Annotated in this window: 16 protein-coding genes; 9 read left to right on the forward strand and 7 right to left on the reverse strand. The window is 58.6% G+C overall.

The window, feature by feature from the left end; translation table 11 throughout:
* Both ACMGGE_RS20305 and ACMGGE_RS20310 read left to right on the forward strand, forming a co-directional pair.
* Complete coding sequence (locus ACMGGE_RS20305) at positions 1–951, forward strand: iron-siderophore ABC transporter substrate-binding protein (protein ID WP_063622595.1); 951 nt, start codon at positions 1–3, stop codon at positions 949–951.
* Positions 948–1,835: a MurR/RpiR family transcriptional regulator gene (locus ACMGGE_RS20310; protein ID WP_039025548.1), complete on the forward strand. Its 888-nt coding sequence runs from the start codon at positions 948–950 to the stop codon at positions 1,833–1,835. The genes ACMGGE_RS20305 and ACMGGE_RS20310 overlap by 4 nt, the downstream gene beginning before the upstream one ends.
* Positions 1,836–1,931: 96 nt before the next feature.
* On the opposite strand, the gene ACMGGE_RS20315 is transcribed toward ACMGGE_RS20310, so the two are convergent.
* The 4 genes from ACMGGE_RS20315 to qseB form a co-directional block, all read right to left on the reverse strand.
* Positions 1,932–2,246, reverse strand: a complete 315-nt coding sequence (locus tag ACMGGE_RS20315) for a putative quinol monooxygenase (RefSeq protein WP_008502984.1) — start codon at positions 2,244–2,246, stop codon at positions 1,932–1,934.
* Between the two features lie 31 nt (positions 2,247–2,277).
* Complete coding sequence (locus tag ACMGGE_RS20320) at positions 2,278–2,859, reverse strand: NAD(P)H-dependent oxidoreductase (protein WP_024906501.1); 582 nt, start codon at positions 2,857–2,859, stop codon at positions 2,278–2,280.
* Between the two features lie 105 nt (positions 2,860–2,964).
* Positions 2,965–4,314 (reverse strand): quorum sensing histidine kinase QseC, encoded by a 1,350-nt coding sequence (qseC, locus tag ACMGGE_RS20325; protein WP_420294091.1) that lies wholly within the window; start codon positions 4,312–4,314, stop codon positions 2,965–2,967.
* Positions 4,311–4,970, reverse strand: coding sequence for a quorum sensing response regulator transcription factor QseB (gene qseB, locus ACMGGE_RS20330; RefSeq protein WP_262751963.1), 660 nt, complete (start codon positions 4,968–4,970; stop codon positions 4,311–4,313). The genes qseC and qseB overlap by 4 nt, the downstream gene beginning before the upstream one ends.
* 138 nt (positions 4,971–5,108) lie before the next feature.
* Between qseB and ACMGGE_RS20335 the strand changes: the two genes are divergently transcribed.
* The 6 genes from ACMGGE_RS20335 to ACMGGE_RS20360 all read left to right on the forward strand — a co-directional run bounded on the left by ACMGGE_RS20335 (position 5,109) and on the right by ACMGGE_RS20360 (position 13,102).
* Positions 5,109–5,510 (forward strand): YgiW/YdeI family stress tolerance OB fold protein, encoded by a 402-nt coding sequence (locus ACMGGE_RS20335; RefSeq protein ID WP_420294092.1) that lies wholly within the window; start codon positions 5,109–5,111, stop codon positions 5,508–5,510.
* 118 nt (positions 5,511–5,628) lie between these two features.
* Complete coding sequence (parC, locus tag ACMGGE_RS20340) at positions 5,629–7,887, forward strand: DNA topoisomerase IV subunit A (protein WP_045909972.1); 2,259 nt, start codon at positions 5,629–5,631, stop codon at positions 7,885–7,887.
* 163 nt (positions 7,888–8,050) lie between these two features.
* Positions 8,051–8,788, forward strand: a complete 738-nt coding sequence (plsC, locus tag ACMGGE_RS20345) for a 1-acylglycerol-3-phosphate O-acyltransferase (RefSeq protein WP_069719963.1) — start codon at positions 8,051–8,053, stop codon at positions 8,786–8,788.
* Between the two features lie 58 nt (positions 8,789–8,846).
* Positions 8,847–10,259 carry a cell division protein FtsP gene (gene ftsP / locus ACMGGE_RS20350; protein ID WP_045909971.1) on the forward strand — a complete coding sequence of 471 codons (1,413 nt, stop codon included), beginning with the start codon at positions 8,847–8,849 and terminating at the stop codon, positions 10,257–10,259.
* A gap of 151 nt (positions 10,260–10,410) precedes the next feature.
* Entirely contained in the window at positions 10,411–12,585 is a 2,175-nt protein-coding gene (locus ACMGGE_RS20355) for a YgiQ family radical SAM protein (RefSeq protein WP_045909970.1), read from the forward strand.
* A gap of 115 nt (positions 12,586–12,700) precedes the next feature.
* Positions 12,701–13,102 (forward strand): carboxypeptidase-like regulatory domain-containing protein, encoded by a 402-nt coding sequence (locus ACMGGE_RS20360; protein WP_025912494.1) that lies wholly within the window; start codon positions 12,701–12,703, stop codon positions 13,100–13,102.
* A gap of 41 nt (positions 13,103–13,143) precedes the next feature.
* On the opposite strand, the gene dkgA is transcribed toward ACMGGE_RS20360, so the two are convergent.
* Together dkgA and yqhD are read right to left on the reverse strand one after the other, a co-directional pair.
* Positions 13,144–13,971 carry a 2,5-didehydrogluconate reductase DkgA gene (gene dkgA / locus ACMGGE_RS20365; protein ID WP_045909968.1) on the reverse strand — a complete coding sequence of 276 codons (828 nt, stop codon included), beginning with the start codon at positions 13,969–13,971 and terminating at the stop codon, positions 13,144–13,146.
* Positions 13,972–14,076: 105 nt separating this feature from the next.
* Entirely contained in the window at positions 14,077–15,240 is a 1,164-nt protein-coding gene (gene yqhD / locus ACMGGE_RS20370) for an alcohol dehydrogenase (protein WP_024906510.1), read from the reverse strand.
* Between the two features lie 194 nt (positions 15,241–15,434).
* Here yqhD and ACMGGE_RS20375 point away from each other — a divergent pair, with 194 nt between their 5' ends.
* The gene (locus ACMGGE_RS20375) at positions 15,435–16,334 is read left to right on the forward strand and encodes an AraC family transcriptional regulator (protein ID WP_045909966.1); all 900 of its coding nucleotides are present in this window, start codon (positions 15,435–15,437) and stop codon (positions 16,332–16,334) included.
* A gap of 48 nt (positions 16,335–16,382) precedes the next feature.
* Here ACMGGE_RS20375 and yghB read toward each other — a convergent pair whose 3' ends face one another.
* Complete coding sequence (gene yghB, locus ACMGGE_RS20380; protein ID WP_024906512.1) at positions 16,383–17,042, reverse strand: DedA family general envelope maintenance protein YghB; 660 nt, start codon at positions 17,040–17,042, stop codon at positions 16,383–16,385.
* Between the last annotated feature and the right edge of the window lie 38 nt (positions 17,043–17,080).

The following is a 17,080-nucleotide window of genomic DNA, read 5'->3' on the forward strand; positions in this document are numbered from 1 at the left end:
ATGCGCGTACTGTTTTCGATGCTGTTGCTGGTGGGGTTCGCGGTGAGCGCGGCGGAGCCGACGCAGGTATTTACCGACGATCTGGGACGCAAGGTGGTTGTGCCGGTTCATCCGAAGCGGATTGTTTCCTTACACGATCTGGATATCACCATTCCGCTGATTGAGCTTGGCGTGCCGCCGGTGGCGAGCCATGGCCGCACGCGGCCGGACGGCAGCCATTTTCTGCGCTCCAGCGGCATGTTGACCGGCGTCGACTTCGATAATTCCGATATCAAATTTATCGGCACGGCGGATATCGACATCGAAGCCATCGCCGCCGCAAAACCTGACCTGATCGTTACCGAGCCGACCCGCAACACCCCGGTGGAACAGCTGGCGAAAATTGCCCCGACGGTGAGCATCGATCATCTCGACGGCGGCGCGCCGGAAATCTACCGCAAGCTGGCGCAGCTCACGGGCACGCAGGCAAGGCTAAACATTCTGGAACGCCGCTATCAGGAACAAATCAAGGCGCTGAAGGCGACCATCGACACGCGCAAAATCACCGTGTCGGTGATTCAGGCTAATCAGGGGAAAATCAACGCCATGCACAGCTACCACTCGCTGGGCCGCGTTCTGCGCGACGCCGGATTCAAATTCCCGCCACTGATTGAGGCCATCCCGGAAGGGGGGCGCATCGACGTCAGCGCCGAGCGCCTGCCGGAGCTGGATGCCGATTTCGTCTTCGCGACCTGGCGCGGGGATACGGGCGGTAAACCGCAGGACGAGCTGGCGGCAATGGAGGCTGTCATGCCGGGCTGGTGTCAGTTCCTGACTGCCTGCCGAACCGGGCACTACGTGCTGATCTCGCGTGAAGAGGCGATCTCGAATTCGTTCGCGTCATTAGGGCTGATGGCCGCGCAGGTGCAGTCGCAGATTGCCGGGCGTCCGCTGCCGGAGGCATCACGGTGATCCGCAAAGAGAAAGGGCGCGTGGATGTCTATGGCGACCGCTTTCGGGCGCGGGCGCATCAGCTGACGCCGCGTCTGCTGCAGGTTGCACGCTATATCCATGACAACCGCGAGGCGGTGATGGAGCAAACCGCCATGGAGATTGCTGCCGTAGTGAAAACCTCGGATGCCACGGTGGTCCGCGCCATACAGGCGCTGGGTTTCGCCGGGCTGCGCGATCTCAAGCAGACGCTGGAGCAGTGGTTTGGCCCGGTGGTCACCTCCAGCGAGAAGATGTCCACCACGGTGAACACGCTCGCCAGCGACGTCAACGCGAGCATTGATTTCGTGCTGGAGGGACATCAGCACACCTGCGAGGTGTTATCCGAGCCCCACAACCGCTACGCGATGGCGCAGGCGGTCTCACTGCTGGCACAGGCAAGACAGGTCGCCATATTTGGCATTGGCGCCTCGGGCATTCTGGCCGAGTACACCGCCAGGCTGTTCAGCCGTATGGGGTTACCCGCCACGCCGCTCAACCGTACCGGGATCGGGCTTGCTGAACAGCTGATTGCGCTTCAGCGCGGCGACGTGCTGGTGATGATGGCGCAGAAATCCGCGCACCGGGAGGGGCAAACCACCCTGCGTGAAGCAAAACGTCTGGGCATTCCCACCATCCTGCTGACTAACGCCCTTGATTCGCGTTTCAGTAAGGAGGCCAGCGTGGTGATCCACGTTCCGCGCGGTGGCGAAAAGGGCAAAATCCCGCTCCATGGCACGGTGCTGCTCTGTCTGGAGATGATCATTTTGTCGGTCGCTTCTACCGAGCCGCAGCGCACCATCAAGTCCATGAAGCGCATCAACGAGCTCCATCGTGGGTTAAAACCGGGGAAGAAAAGCAGCTAAAAACAACAAAGCCCGGTGGCGCTAGCGCTTACCGGGCCTACGGTTCAGGTTTTGTAGGCCGGGTAAACGCAGTGCCACCCGGCAAATTCCACGAACTTAAACCCCTTGCTCCAGGATGCGGATGTGGGTTTCCAGCACGTCGCCCTTCACCGCGTCGCTCCACGCTTTCATGTGCGCGGTCTGCAGATGCGCTTCAAGATGCGCGACGGTTTCCCACTGCTCAACCATGATGATCGAGTCCGGCGCGGTCGCCTGGAAGCTGGCATCAGTGGCGGCATCCACCATCGGCGCGTAGCCGTGGCAGCCTTCTTCTTTCAGTACGGTCGGGATAATTTTCGCGAACTGATCCAGCACCGCCTGGCGGTGATGTTGACCTGGACGAGTACGGATTTCTGCGATAACGGTAAGCATGTTTACTACTCCTTTAATTCCAGGCTACCAGTTAAGCAAAAATTTTCGCGAGATGCTTGCGATATTCTGCGATATAGCTCGGGACATCAGGCATTTTAATCACGTCGTTGACGATAAAGGTCGGCAGCGGATCCATGCCCAGGAACTGATTCGCCTTGTGGAACGGCAGGTACGCGCCGTCTACACCCACGCCTTCGAAGAACTGATCTTTCTCGGTGAAGGCTTCCAGCGGTGCGTTCCAGGTCAGTGACAGCATATATTTTTTGCCCTGAATCAGGCCGCCTGAACCGTATTTTTTGGATGCGTCAGAGCGGGTGCGGCCATCGCTGGCATACAGAGAGCCATGACCTTCCGTGAACACGTCGTCCATATATTTTTTCACGGTCCACGGCGCGCCCATCCACCAGCCTGGCATCTGCCAGATCACCACGTCAGCCCACAGGAAGTTCTGCACTTCGGCCTTCACGTCGTAGTTACTGTCTGCACGCACGACCTTAACATCATGCCCGGCGTCGCGCAGGAAACCATCCGCGACCTCGGTCAGGGTGTCATTCAACTGGCCTTTAGAGTGCGCAAATTCTTTTGCACCGTTAATAATCAGAATGTTGCTCATTTTTTGTCCTCGGTGATGAGAGTATGCCGGGTATTCTACGCGCGAGGACGGAGCGGAAAAATGAGCAAAATGTGCAAAGTCTTTTGCTGGAGATGCAATAATCCGTTACCAGCTGATCTTCACCTCAAAGCCGCCTTCCGCCGCATTGCTCAGCGAGACGCGCATTCCGTGCAGCGCGGCAATGCGTCTGACGATAGAGAGTCCCAGCCCGCTGCCCGTGGCGTTCTGGCCCGGTGGACGATAAAAACGCTCGCCGATGCGCGCCAGCACCTCGGGGTCAACGCCAGGACCGTTGTCGCGCACGCTAAAGCTACGCGCGTCCAGCGTAACGTCCACCACGCTGCCGCGCGGACTGTAGCGGATGGCATTGTCCAGCAGGTTGCGCACCAGCAGGCTGAGCAGCAGGGGCTGTCCCTGACGCTTGACCTGCGGGGCATGGTTGTTGAGGCGAATATCAATCCCTGCCTGCTGCGCCGGATGCCAGATATCCAGCACCGCCGACTGCAGTAAATCGGCAAGCGTTATCGGTTCGACATCGTCCAGGTTATCCAGCGAGTCCAGACGCGACAGCGTGAGGAGTTGGTCCACCAGCCGGGAAGCGCGGTCGATTCCCGCATGCAGCTGCGCCAGCGCTCTTTCCCGCGCCTGCGGATCGTCCTGCGAGAGCTGCGCCACGTCAGTTTGCACCTTCAGGGCCGCCAGCGGGCTGCGCAGCTCGTGGGCCGCGTCGGACGTAAATCGGCGCTCGCGTGTCATCATCTCCTGGGTACGCGCGAAGAGGTGATTCAGCGAGTCGAGCAGGGGGCGCACTTCCGTGGGGACGCCCTGAAGCACAAGCGCCTCGGTCGCATCCGGCGAGCGGGAGCGCAGGGTTTGCGCCAGCTTTTTCAGCGGCCTCAGCTCCCGGCTCAGGAGGAGAATCAGCAAGAGCAGCATCACGGGCAGCGCTACCAGCCAGGGCGTGAGCTGCGAGCTGACCACGTCCAGCGCCATATCCTGGCGGTACTCCCACTCCTGACCGACCACCACGCGGTACTTCCCGTCGGGTGAGGTCAGCCACAGGAAACGCCATTCGTCGTTGTCGTCCTGGAGCTGCCCGTTAGCAAATCCGTCGCGGCGATAGTGGTACGGAATATCGCGCCCGTTCTCGCCGTCGTTCAGCAGCATTTTGCCGTCGACGGCGTAAATGGCGAAAGCCAGTGCGTCGTCATCGAGACGGCCATGCTTCACTTTTTTCGGGATCTCGCGCATCCGTTCGGGGGCGCGGATCTCGTCAAGATCCATCGTCAGCAGCCGTTTGGCAAACAGCATCTGCTGCGTGTCGAAGAGCTTATCCAGCTTATGGGTGGTCTGCTGCCAGGCCACCAGGCTGGCGGCAAACCATGCCATCAGGGAGAGCGCTAAAAAGAGGAGCGTCAGGCGCAGCTTCAGGCTCAGGCGTTGCGTCAGCTTCATGCGTCACCCAGGGTATAGCCGATGCCGTGCACGGTGCGGATAAACTCGCTGCCAAGCTTGCGGCGCAGGTGATGAACGTGGACTTCTACCGCGTTGCTGGAGACGTCGTCATCCCAGGTATACAGTTTTTCCTCAATCGTCTTGCGAGGGAGCACGCGGCCTGCATTACGCATCAGCAGTTCCAGCAGCGCGAACTCTTTCGGCTTCAGCGTCAGCGGTTCACCGTCCAGCGTGGCGAAGAGTCGGGTCGGATCGAGCGTAACCTTGCCGTGGCGTAGTTCGCTATGCGTCTGGCCGTGGCTGCGGCGGACCAGCGCCTCAAGGCGGGCACCCACTTCAATCAGCGCGAACGGCTTGCAGAGATAATCATCCGCGCCAAGACGCAGTCCTTCCACGCGCTGGTTAAGCGCATCCCGCGCGGTCAGGATCAATACCGGCTCGCTGCGCCCGCTTTCGCGCCACGCGCGCAGGATGTCCAGACCGTCGATTTCCGGCAGCGTCAGATCCAGCACCACGGCATCGTAGGGCGCAGACGCGAGCGCGGCCTGACCGGTTTTACCGTCGGTAAACCAGTCCACGCTAAAGCCCATTTTGCTTAAACCCGCCCTGATACCGTCGCCGATTAACGTGTCGTCTTCTACCAGTAAAATGCGCATATTCCCTCCTTGATGTCGTCAGTAAACCCTCTGTAAGCGCCTGCTGTACAGCGATAATAAATAAATTTTTCCCTTAAGAAGTTGTTAAGGATTACCCTGTTTAATGGACTGCGAAACCAGATTAAAGGGAGAGTTAATATGAAAAAATTCGCTGCTATTGCCGCCATCATGATGATGACCACTGCCCCCGTTTTTGCCGCGCAGGGCGGATTTAACGGCCCGTCTGCCGCACAGACCCAGACCCAAACGCAGGCAGGCGGTTTTGTCGATAACGACGCCAACCTTACCACCGCGGTGAAGGTCAAAGAGATGAGGGACGACAGCTGGGTGAAGCTGCGCGGGAACATCACCCAGCGCCTGTCCGATGACCGCTACACCTTCCGCGATGAGACCGGCACGGTGAACGTGGAAATTGACCACAAGCGCTGGAACGGCGTGACCGTCAGCCCTCAGGATAAAGTGGAAATCCAGGGCAAGGTCGATAAAGAGTGGAACGATTTTGAAATCGACGTGAAGCAGGTCATTAAGCTGAACAAATAACCCGGAAAGGGCCGCATAAGCGGCCCTTTTTCTTTGTGACTCAACTCGTCAGATAGGGTAGTATCTGCGGCAATATTGCCTGAAACCCTTCGGTTTCTGAGTTGAGGAATCACACGTAATGAGCGATATGGCAGAGCGCCTCGCGCTACATGAATTCACGGAAAACGCCTACCTGAACTACTCCATGTACGTCATCATGGACAGGGCGTTGCCGTTTATCGGGGATGGCCTGAAGCCCGTTCAGCGCCGCATCGTGTATGCGATGTCCGAACTGGGGCTGAACGCCACCGCCAAGTTCAAGAAATCCGCCCGTACCGTCGGTGACGTACTGGGTAAATACCATCCGCACGGCGACAGCGCCTGTTATGAAGCGATGGTGCTGATGGCCCAGCCGTTCTCTTACCGCTACCCGCTGGTGGATGGTCAGGGGAACTGGGGTGCGCCGGACGATCCGAAATCCTTCGCGGCGATGCGTTATACCGAATCCCGCCTCTCTAAATATGCCGAAGTGCTGCTGGGCGAGCTGGGGCAGGGGACCGTTGACTGGGTACCGAACTTCGACGGTACGCTGCAGGAGCCGAAGATGCTGCCTGCGCGTCTGCCGAACATCCTGCTGAATGGCACCACCGGGATTGCGGTCGGCATGGCGACGGACATTCCGCCGCACAACCTGCGTGAAGTGGCGAAAGCCGCCATCACCCTGATTGAGCAGCCGAAAGCCTCGCTCGACGATCTGCTGGATATCGTGCAGGGTCCGGATTTCCCGACCGAAGCCGAAATCATCACCTCGCGCGCGGAAATCCGCAAAATCTACCAGAACGGTCGCGGCTCCGTACGCATGCGTGCGGTGTGGAATAAAGAAGACGGCGCCGTGGTCATCACCGCGCTGCCGCATCAGGTTTCCGGTGCCAAAGTGCTGGAGCAGATCGCCTCCCAGATGCGCAATAAAAAGCTGCCGATGGTCGACGACCTGCGCGACGAATCGGACCACGAGAACCCGACCCGTCTGGTGATCGTGCCGCGCTCCAACCGTGTGGACATGGAGCAGGTGATGAACCACCTGTTTGCCACCACCGATCTGGAAAAAAGCTATCGCATCAACCTGAACATGATCGGCCTCGACGGACGCCCGGCGGTGAAAAACCTGCTGGAGATCCTCACCGAATGGCTGACATTCCGCCGCGATACGGTACGCCGTCGTCTGAACCATCGTCTCGAGAAAGTGCTTAAGCGCCTGCATATCCTCGAAGGTTTGCTGGTGGCGTTCCTCAATATCGACGAGGTGATTGAGATCATCCGTACCGAGGACGAGCCGAAGCCCGCCCTGATGTCGCGCTTTGGCATCAGCGAAACCCAGGCCGAAGCGATCCTTGAACTGAAGCTGCGCCATCTCGCCAAACTGGAAGAGATGAAGATCCGCGGCGAGCAGAACGAGCTGGAAAAAGAGCGCGATCAGCTGCAGGCGATCCTCGCGTCCGAACGCAAGATGAACACCCTGCTGAAGAAAGAGCTGCAGGCCGATGCCGACGCGTTTGGCGACGACCGTCGTTCTCCGCTGCACGAGCGCGAAGAAGCGAAGGCGATGAACGAGCACGACATGCAGCCGTCCGAGCCGGTGACCATTGTCCTGTCGCAGAGCGGCTGGGTGCGCAGCGCCAAAGGCCACGATATCGACGCGCCGGGGCTCAGCTACAAAGCGGGCGACAGCTTCAAAGCGGCGGTGAAAGGCAAGAGCAACCAGCCGGTGGCGTTTATCGACTCCACCGGCCGCAGCTACGCCATTGACCCGATCACGCTGCCTTCCGCGCGTGGGCAGGGCGAGCCGCTTACTGGTAAGCTAACGCTGCCGCCGGGCGCGACGGTTGACCATATGCTGATGGAAGCCGATGACCAGAAGCTGCTGCTGGCGTCTGATGCAGGCTACGGCTTTATCTGTACCTTCAACGATCTGGTTTCCCGCAACCGTGCCGGTAAGGCGCTGATTAGCCTGCCGGACAACGCTCACGTGATGGCACCGCTGGTGATCGAGAACGAAAGCGACATGCTGCTGGCGATCACCACCGCCGGACGCATGCTTATGTTCCCGGTCAGCGATCTGCCTGAGCTGTCAAAAGGCAAGGGCAACAAGATCATCAACATCCCGTCGGCGGAGGCCGCGAAAGGCGAAGATGGCCTGGCGCACCTCTTCCTGCTGCCGCCGCAGAGCACCCTGACCATTCACGTCGGCAAGCGCAAAATCAAGCTTCGTCCGGAAGAGCTGCAGAAGGTGGTGGGTGAGCGCGGTCGCCGCGGCTCGCTGATGCGCGGTCTGCAGCGTATCGATCGCGTGGAGATTGACTCTCCTGCACGCAGCGCTGCGGGTGACAGCGAAGAGTAATGTCGTGATATCCCCCTCTGTCCGGAGGGGGAATTTCAATAAAATTTCCCGTAAAATCGTTGTTAATTCGTGCGTTGCGATTAACAATACGCGCTCGTAATAAAGTCCTTACCTGGCCACAGGTGAAGTATAATTGTCAGCTGTTAGGGCTTCAGAGGTCGCTATGCTATATATTGTTCGTCTTATTCTTACCGTTATCTACTGCATTCTGGTCTGTATTTTCGGCTCTATTTATTGCCTGTTCAGCCCGCGTAATCCGAAGCATGTCGCCACTTTTGGCCATATGTTCGGGCGCCTTGCGCCGCTGTTTGGTCTGAAGGTTGAAAAACGTCTGCCGGAAGGGGCGGAGAATTTCGGTAACGCCATCTATATCGCCAACCATCAGAACAACTACGATATGGTGACGGCCTCTAATATCGTGCTTCCACCGACCGTGACGGTGGGCAAAAAAAGCCTGCTGTGGATCCCGTTTTTTGGTCAGCTGTACTGGCTTACCGGTAACCTGCTGATTGACCGTAATAACCGTGCAAAAGCGCACAGCACCATTGCGGAAGTGGTGAATCATTTTAAAAAGCGTCGGATCTCAATCTGGATGTTCCCGGAAGGGACGCGTAGCCGCGGCCGCGGCCTGCTGCCGTTTAAAACCGGTGCGTTTCATGCCGCAATTGCGGCAGGTGTTCCAATTATTCCTGTGTGCGTTTCCAATACTTCGAATAAGATTAATCTTAACCGCCTGAATAACGGGCTGGTGATTGTCGAAATGCTGCCACCCGTCGATACCAGCAAATACGGTAAAGATCAGGTGCGCGAGCTGGCTGCGCACTGCCGTGATCTGATGGCTGAGCATATTGCGCTGCTCGACAAAGAAGTCGCAGAGAGAGAAGCCGCCGGTAAGATTTAATCCGGCGTTGAAGGGAAAACGAATTCCCGCGTTGTTAGTCGTTTCAGATGGAGCTTATATGTCACTCAGTCGGCGTCAGTTTATTCAGGCTTCGGGGATCGCCCTTTGTGCGGGTGCGATGCCGCTGACAGCCAGCGCCGCCGGGCAGCAACAGCCGCTGCCTATTCCGCCACTCATTGAATCCCGTCGCGGTCAGCCGCTTTTCCTGACGCTGCAGCGCAGCCACTGGTCCTTTACCCAGGGGACGCGTGCGCCGGTCTGGGGCATTAACGGACGTTACCTTGGGCCGACCATACGCGTGTGGAATGGCGATGACGTTAAGCTCATCTACAGTAACCGTACCCCTGAAAATGTCGCCATGACCATCAGCGGCCTGCAGGTGCCTGGCCCGCTGATTGGCGGCGCGGCGCGCATGATGTCACCCAGTGCCGACTGGGCGCCCGTTCTGCCGATTCGCCAGAGTGCGGCAACCCTGTGGTATCACGCCAACACGCCTAACCGCACGGCGCAGCAGGTCTATAACGGCCTGGCCGGCATGTGGCTGGTGGAAGATGAAGTCAGCAAATCCCTGCCGATCCCGAACCACTACGGTGTGGATGACTTCCCGATTATCATCCAGGACAAACGTCTGGATAATTTCGGCACGCCGGAATACAGCGAGCCGGGCAGCGGTGGTTTCGTCGGCGATACGCTGCTGGTTAACGGCGCGCAGAGCCCGTATGTCGAAGTGTCCCGTGGCTGGGTGCGCCTGCGCCTGCTCAACGCGTCTAACTCGCGCCGCTATCAGCTGCAGATGAGCGATGGCCGTCCGCTGCACGTGATCTCCGGCGATCAGGGCTTTTTACCGGCGCCGGTGTCCGTCAAACAGTTGGCGCTCGCGCCGGGTGAGCGTCGCGAAATTCTCATTGATATGACCAACGGGGATGAAGTGTCTGTCACCTGCGGTGAAGCGGCCAGCATTGTCGACCGCATTCGCGGGTTCTTTGAACCGTCGAGCATTCTGGTCTCGACCCTGGTGCTGACCCTGCGCCCAACCGGCCTGCTGCCGCTGGTGACCGATAGCCTGCCCATGCGTCTGCTGCCGCAGGAGATCATGAGCGGCTCGCCGGTGCGCAGCCGCGATATCAGCCTGGGCGACGACCCGGGCATCAACGGCGCGCTGTGGGACGTCAACCGCATTGACATCACCGCGCAGCAGGGCACCTGGGAGCGCTGGACGGTGCGTTCAGATATGCCGCAGTCGTTCCATATTGAAGGAGTGTCGTTCCTGATCCGCAACGTCAACGGCGCGATGCCGTTCCCGGAAGATCGCGGCTGGAAAGATACCGTCTGGGTGGACGGCCAGGTGGAACTGTTGGTCTATTACGGCCAGCCTTCGTGGCCGCACTTCCCGTTCCTGTTCCACAGCCAGACGCTGGAGATGATGGACAGGGGTTCGGTGGGACAAATGCTGGTCAACCCGGCGCCGTAAAACGAGTCGGGTGGCGGCTTCGCCTTACCCGACCTACAGCCCCTCAGGCCCGGTAAGCGTAGCGCCACCGGGCAATAAATACCCCTTCATTTCCCACAATGATCCAGCGTATAATCCCCGCCCTTTTGTCTATTTTTTCTTCGGAAGCATTATGAGCGCAATTTCCCTGATCCAGCCGGATCGTGACCTCTTCTCCTGGCCCCAGTACTGGGCGGCCTGCTTTGGACCGGCGCCGTTCCTGCCGATGTCCCGGGAAGAGATGGACCAACTGGGCTGGGACAGCTGCGACATCATTCTGGTCACGGGCGATGCCTATGTTGACCACCCGAGCTTCGGCATGGCCATCTGTGGCCGTATGCTTGAAGCGCAGGGCTTCCGCGTGGGGATCATCTCCCAGCCTGACTGGAACAGCAAAGACGACTTTATGCGTCTGGGTAAACCCAACCTGTTCTTCGGCGTGACCGCAGGTAACATGGACTCGATGATCAACCGCTATACCGCCGACCGTAAGCTGCGCCATGACGACGCCTACACGCCGGATAACGTGGCGGGCAAACGTCCGGATCGCGCGACCCTGGTCTATACCCAGCGCTGCAAAGAAGCCTGGAAAGACGTCCCGGTGATCCTGGGCGGCATCGAAGCGAGCCTGCGCCGTACCGCGCACTACGATTACTGGTCTGATACCGTGCGCCGCTCGGTGCTGGTAGATTCCAAAGCCGACATGCTGATTTACGGAAACGGCGAGCGTCCGCTGGTGGAAGTGGCGCACCGTCTGTCGCAGGGCGAGCCGGTGAGCAGCATCCGCGACGTGCGCAATACCGCGATCATGGTAAAAGAGGCGCTGCCGGGCTGGCGCGGCGTGGATTCCCGCATCATCGATATGCCGGGCAAAATAGACCCGATCCCACATCCGTATGGCGACGATCTGCCGTGTGCGGATAACAAACCGGTAGAACCAAAGAAAGCGGAAGCGAAGGCTATCGTCGTGCAGCCGCCGCGCCCGAAGCCGTGGGAAAAGACCTACGTGCTGCTGCCGTCCTATGAGAAGGTGAAAGCCGACAAGGTGCTCTACGCCCATGCGTCCCGTATTCTGCACCATGAAACCAACCCGGGCTGCGCCCGCGCGCTGATGCAGAAGCACGGCGAGCGCTTTATCTGGATCAACCCGCCGGCCATCCCGCTCTCCACCGAAGAGATGGACAGCGTCTTTGCGCTGCCGTACAAGCGCGTGCCGCACCCGGCGTACGGCAACGCCCGTATCCCGGCGTATGAGATGATCCGCTTCTCGATCAACATCATGCGCGGCTGCTTCGGCGGGTGCTCCTTCTGCTCCATTACCGAGCACGAGGGGCGCATCATTCAGAGCCGTTCGGAAGAGTCGATCATCAACGAGATCGAAGCCATTCGCGACACCGTACCGGGCTTTACCGGCGTGATTTCCGATCTTGGCGGTCCAACCGCGAACATGTATATGCTGCGCTGCAAGTCGCCGCGCGCGGAGCAAACCTGCCGCCGTCTCTCCTGCGTCTATCCGAGCATTTGCGAGCACATGGATACCAACCACGAGCCAACGATTAACCTCTACCGACGCGCGCGCGATCTGAAGGGCATCAAGAAGATCCTCATCGCGTCCGGGGTACGTTATGACATTGCCGTGGAAGATCCGCGCTACATCAAAGAGCTGGCGACGCACCACGTCGGCGGCTATCTGAAGATTGCGCCAGAGCATACCGAAGAAGGCCCGCTGTCGAAGATGATGAAGCCGGGCATGGGCAGCTATGACCGCTTTAAAGAGCTGTTTGACACCTACTCGAAGCAGGCGGGCAAAGAGCAGTATCTGATCCCGTACTTCATCTCCGCGCACCCGGGCACGCGTGATGAGGATATGGTCAACCTGGCGCTGTGGCTGAAGCAGCGCCGCTTCCGCCTGGATCAGGTGCAGAACTTCTATCCGTCACCGCTCGCCAACTCGACGACCATGTATTACACCGGCAAGAACCCGCTGAGTAAGATTGGCTACAAGAGTGAAGAGGTGGTGGTGCCGAAAGGGGATAAACAGCGTCGTCTGCACAAGGCGCTGCTGCGTTACCACGATCCGAAAAACTGGCCGCTGATCCGCCAGGCGCTGGAAGAGATGGGTAAAAAACACCTGATCGGCTCGCGCCGCGACTGTCTGGTACCGGCCCCGACGCTGGAGGAGATGCGCGAAGCGCGTCGCCAGAACCGCAATACGCGCCCGGCGCTGACCAAGCACACGCCGATTGTGCATCAGCGTTCGAACGGTGGAGCGGGAATGAAGAAGAACGTAAAACGTAAGATCGGTTAAACCTGTAACAAAGCCCGGTGGCGCTAGCGCTTACCGGGCCTACAGGTCAGCGCGTAGGCCGGGTAAGGCGCAGCCGCCACCCGGCTTTTTTCTGCATAAGGGTAGGAGGCCCAAAATGAAAATTAGGAAGTTAACAGGAGCGATGCTGATTGGCCTTACGTTATGCGGTTGTGTAATGCACCGCCAGACACAGCCAGAAGTGGAAGGACGTCTAATCGACAGCGCAGGTAAGCCAGTCCCGGGCGCTAAAATAACATTAGAGAGGGAGCAAACGCTTTCTGACGACAACGGTCGTTTTGCTTTTCAGAGCCAGCATGAGTGGATCTTTTTTCTGCCAATAGGTCCGATGGACTGGATTTATCACACCCCGCTCCAGATAAGCGTCAACGGAAAGGAATATGGTGCAGAAGTAGGCGGCGGTCTCGGTGGGCCACATAAACTGGAAGGGAAAGCGTACAACGTTATTTGCACATTACCTGATCTTCCCGGAGAAGCGAGATGTCAGTCCGGTTTATAAATTAAAACGAGCCCGGCGGAAGACCGGGCTCGTTTTAAGTATTATCCGCCAAACTGATCCGGGTCCGGCCCTAAACGCTTGCCCTTATCCAGCTTCGCAATCTCGCCCAGCTCATCTTTGTCCAGCCGGAAATCCCAGACGTCGAAGTTCTCGGCGATGCGCGATGGCGTGACCGATTTCGGGATCACCACCAGGCCGTTGTCCAGATGCCAGCGAATGACGATTTGCGCCGGGCTTTTGCCGTATTTATCCGCCAGTTCGCGGATAATTTTTTGATCGAACACGCCCTGGCCACCCTGCGCCAGCGGACTCCAGGACTCGGTCTGGATTTTATGCGTGGCGTTCCAGGCATGAAGCTGCCGCTGCTGCAGCAGCGGGTGCAGCTCGATCTGGTTAATGACGGGCGCGACGCCCGTCTCGTCAATCAGCCGCTGCAGGTGATGAACCTGGAAGTTACAGACGCCGATACTTTTCACCAGCCCCTCTTTCTGCAATTCAATCATCCCTTTCCAGGCATCAACGTAATGGTCGATGGCCGGAACCGGCCAGTGCATCAGATACAGGTCGACGAAATCGAGCTGGAGTTTCTCCAGGCTCTCCTGCAGGGCTTCGCGGGGACGCTTTTGATCGTCATTCCACAGTTTCGTGGTGATGAACAACTCATCGCGAGGGACACCGGCGCTGGCCAGTGCGGTACCTACGCCGTCCTCGTTTTTGTACGCGGCGGCGGTGTCAATCGACCGGTAGCCGACTTCCAGGGCTTTATGAATGGCGGAGACGACCTCGTCGTTACCGGCTTTCCATACACCTAGCCCCAACTGGGGCATCACGTTGCCGTCCTGCAGCTTGATTACGGTTTGGTTTGCCATTTTTCCTCCTTCAGGTGCGCATCGCCGGAGGGAGACTCCGGCGATGGGGTGTGCATTAAGTCTGGACGAAATGTCAAAAAACGAAAGTCGGGGGGACAAAAACGCTTAGCGTGCCGCCTCGTAAATACGACGGCTGACGTCCAGCGTGATGTCGCCGTGCTCGCCCAGATGGGTCATGCCGTGCTCTTCGAGTTTCGCCAGCAGGGCTGGGATGGAGCTGCCGTCGAGGCCGTAGCCAGACAGACGTGTTGGCACGCCCAGACCTTCAAAGAAGCTGCGGGTCGCTTCGATGGCAGCATCAATGCGCGCGTCGTCAGAACCCTCGGTAATGTTCCACACGCGCTCAGCGTACTGCAGCAGTTTGGCGCGTTTGGTGTCGCGTTTTTCGTTCCACAGTGCAGGCAGCACAACGGCCAGCGTCTGCGCATGATCCAGACCGTGCATCGCCGTCAGCTCGTGGCCCAGCATATGGGTTGCCCAGTCCTGCGGCACGCCAGCGCCGATCAGGCCATTCAGCGCCTGTGTAGCCGCCCACATCACGTTGGCGCGAACGTCGTAGTTTTCCGGCTCTTTCAGCGCTTTCGGACCCTCTTCGACGAGCGTCAGCAGAATGCCTTCCGCGAAGCGATCCTGAATTTTGGCATTCACCGGATACGTGACGTACTGCTCAACGGTATGTACAAAGGCATCGACCACGCCGTTCGCCACCTGACGCGCTGGCAGGGTGTAGGTGTAAACCGGATCCAGAATGGCGAACACAGGCTGAACGTGTTCGTTCATGAAGGCCTGCTTGTCACCGGTGGTTTTACGGGAGATCACCGCACCCTTGTTGGATTCAGAACCCGTCGCTGGCAGGGTCAGCACGGATCCCATCGGGATGGCGCTTTTGATGTCGCTGCCGCGGGTTTCCAGGATGTGCCACGGATCGATGCCGTCAGCGTAGTGCGCCGCAGCGGCGATGAATTTGGTACCGTCCAGCACGGAGCCGCCGCCGACCGCCAGCAGGAAGGTGATGTTTTCTTCGCGGGCGATTTTTACCGCATTCATCAGCGTTTCGTAGGACGGGTTTGGCTCAATGCCGCCGAACTCACGCACGTCCAGACCGTCCAGCGCGCTGTAAACCTGATCCAGCACGCCGGTTTTTTTCACGCTGCCGCCACCGTAGGTGATCAGCACGCGGGCGTCAGCAGGGATCTGTGCGCGCAGGTCAGCGATAGCGTCTTTACCAAACAGAATGCGGGTTGGGGTGTGGAGATTAAAGTTGTTCATTGCTCGTTCCCTTTAGTGGGTGAAAAACCGTGGTGCGCAGAGGGCGACCTGATGCTGCTCATTGTGGCGATCCGGGGCTACGCCCTCAATGCACATTCCTGCCGATGTCTTGCCCATTTCTACAGAGCGCTGGAGAAAGCGCGGAAAACAACGCACACTGTCAACGTCGAAAACCGTACCCGGAGTAACGCAAGATGAACCGTGAGGCTATCTGCCAGCAGCTCACTGTGCAGATTAAGAGATTGATAGATAATGAAAATCGTGCCAGCGAGCTGCTGCCGGACATTCGCCTGCTCTATGGCACGCAGCCGGGGACGCGCACGCCGGTCATGTACCAGCCGGGCATCGTTTTTCTCTTCTCAGGCCATAAAATTGGCTATATCAACGAGCGCGTGTTCCGCTACGACACCAATGAATATCTGCTTCTGACGGTACCTTTACCCTTTGAATGTGAAACCTTCGCGACAGAGGCGGTTCCGCTGGCGGGTATTCGTGTCAATGTCGACATCCTTCAACTGCAGGAGCTGCTGATGGAGATTGGCGAAGATGAACTCTTCCAGCCTTCGATGGCCTCAAGCGGGATTAACTCGGCGACGCTGTCGGAAGAGATCCTCTGCGCCATTGAGCGTCTGCTGGATGTGATGGAGAGGCCGCTGGACGCGCGCATTCTGGGCAAGCAGATCGTCCGCGAGATCCTCTACCACGTGCTGCTGGGCCCGGGCGGCGGCGCGTTACTCGCTCTGGTGAGCCGACAAACCCACTTCAGCCTGATAAGCCGCGTGCTCAAGCGTATCGAAAGCCAGTACACGGAAAACCTCAGCGTCGACCAGCTGGCGGCGGAAGCGAACATGAGCGTCTCGGCGTTTCACCATAACTTTAAATCGGTGACCAGCACTTCGCCGCTGCAGTACCTCAAAACCTACCGGCTGCATAAGGCGCGGATGCTGATGATCCACGATGGCATGAAGGCCAGCGCGGCGGCGATGCGGGTGGGCTATGAAAGTGCCTCGCAGTTCAGTCGGGAGTTTAAGCGCTATTTCGGCGTCACGCCGGGAGAGGATGCGTCACGTATAAGAACGATGCAGGGAGTCTGACGAAAAACGTAGGCCGGGTAAGCGATAGCGCCACCCGGCTTAGTTGAATTATGCGCTGCAGTACTTCTTCTTAATCACCACCGCGATGGTTCCCACCAGACCCGCCACCAGCAGGAACATCGGAAGCACCATCAGGAAGGTCATCACCTGATCTTCGTGGTGTTTCACGAAGGGGATCATATTCAGCGCGTAGCCGAGCGTTGTGACCACGCCAACCCACAGCAGGGCGCTCAGCCAGTTGAAGAACTGGAAGCGGCGGTTCGACAGACCGGAAATGCCCGCCATCGTCGGCAGAAGGGTGCGAACGAACGCGAGGAAACGTCCGGCCAGCAGCGCCAGGAGGCCGTGCCGGTCAAACATGCAGGTCGCACGCTGATGATATTTATGCGGCAGCTGCGCCAGCCAGCTTTTGACGACGCGCGTGTTCCCCAGCCAGCGGCCCTGCAGATAGCTCAGCCAGCAGCCCAGGCTGGCAGCGGAGGTCAGGATAACCATCGTTGGCGTGAAGTCCATGACGCCTTTACCGATTAACGCCCCGGCAAGTAAAAGCAGGCTGTCACCGGGTAAAAACGAGGCTGGCAGTAATCCATTTTCCAGAAACAGAGTTGCGAACATCACGAAATAGACGATACCGACGACGTGAGGATCCGCCAGCGCGGCAAAATCGTGGTGCCAGAGCGCCGCGATAATATCTTGAATAACAGCCATGGACTTTCCTGTGGAACAGCAGATATAGCGCTATTGTA

Origin of the sequence: Enterobacter sp. BNK-22, from assembly GCF_048684805.1 — a bacterium.
Lineage (GTDB): Bacteria > Pseudomonadota > Gammaproteobacteria > Enterobacterales > Enterobacteriaceae > Enterobacter > Enterobacter quasiroggenkampii.

Coding starts and splice junctions, on each gene's coding strand:
- ACMGGE_RS20375 (WP_045909966.1), top strand. CDS start 15,435: ATGAACCGTGAGGCTATCTGCCAGCAGCTCACTGTGCAGATTAAGAGA.
- ftsP (WP_045909971.1), top strand. CDS start 8,847: ATGTCACTCAGTCGGCGTCAGTTTATTCAGGCTTCGGGGATCGCCCTT.
- qseB (WP_262751963.1), bottom strand. CDS start 4,970: ATGCGCATTTTACTGGTAGAAGACGACACGTTAATCGGCGACGGTATC.
- qseC (WP_420294091.1), bottom strand. CDS start 4,314: ATGAAGCTGACGCAACGCCTGAGCCTGAAGCTGCGCCTGACGCTCCTC.
- ACMGGE_RS20335 (WP_420294092.1), top strand. CDS start 5,109: ATGAAAAAATTCGCTGCTATTGCCGCCATCATGATGATGACCACTGCC.
- yghB (WP_024906512.1), bottom strand. CDS start 17,042: ATGGCTGTTATTCAAGATATTATCGCGGCGCTCTGGCACCACGATTTT.
- dkgA (WP_045909968.1), bottom strand. CDS start 13,971: ATGGCAAACCAAACCGTAATCAAGCTGCAGGACGGCAACGTGATGCCC.
- ACMGGE_RS20320 (WP_024906501.1), bottom strand. CDS start 2,859: ATGAGCAACATTCTGATTATTAACGGTGCAAAAGAATTTGCGCACTCT.
- parC (WP_045909972.1), top strand. CDS start 5,629: ATGAGCGATATGGCAGAGCGCCTCGCGCTACATGAATTCACGGAAAAC.
- ACMGGE_RS20355 (WP_045909970.1), top strand. CDS start 10,411: ATGAGCGCAATTTCCCTGATCCAGCCGGATCGTGACCTCTTCTCCTGG.
- ACMGGE_RS20315 (WP_008502984.1), bottom strand. CDS start 2,246: ATGCTTACCGTTATCGCAGAAATCCGTACTCGTCCAGGTCAACATCAC.
- yqhD (WP_024906510.1), bottom strand. CDS start 15,240: ATGAACAACTTTAATCTCCACACCCCAACCCGCATTCTGTTTGGTAAA.
- ACMGGE_RS20360 (WP_025912494.1), top strand. CDS start 12,701: ATGAAAATTAGGAAGTTAACAGGAGCGATGCTGATTGGCCTTACGTTA.
- plsC (WP_069719963.1), top strand. CDS start 8,051: ATGCTATATATTGTTCGTCTTATTCTTACCGTTATCTACTGCATTCTG.
- ACMGGE_RS20305 (WP_063622595.1), top strand. CDS start 1: ATGCGCGTACTGTTTTCGATGCTGTTGCTGGTGGGGTTCGCGGTGAGC.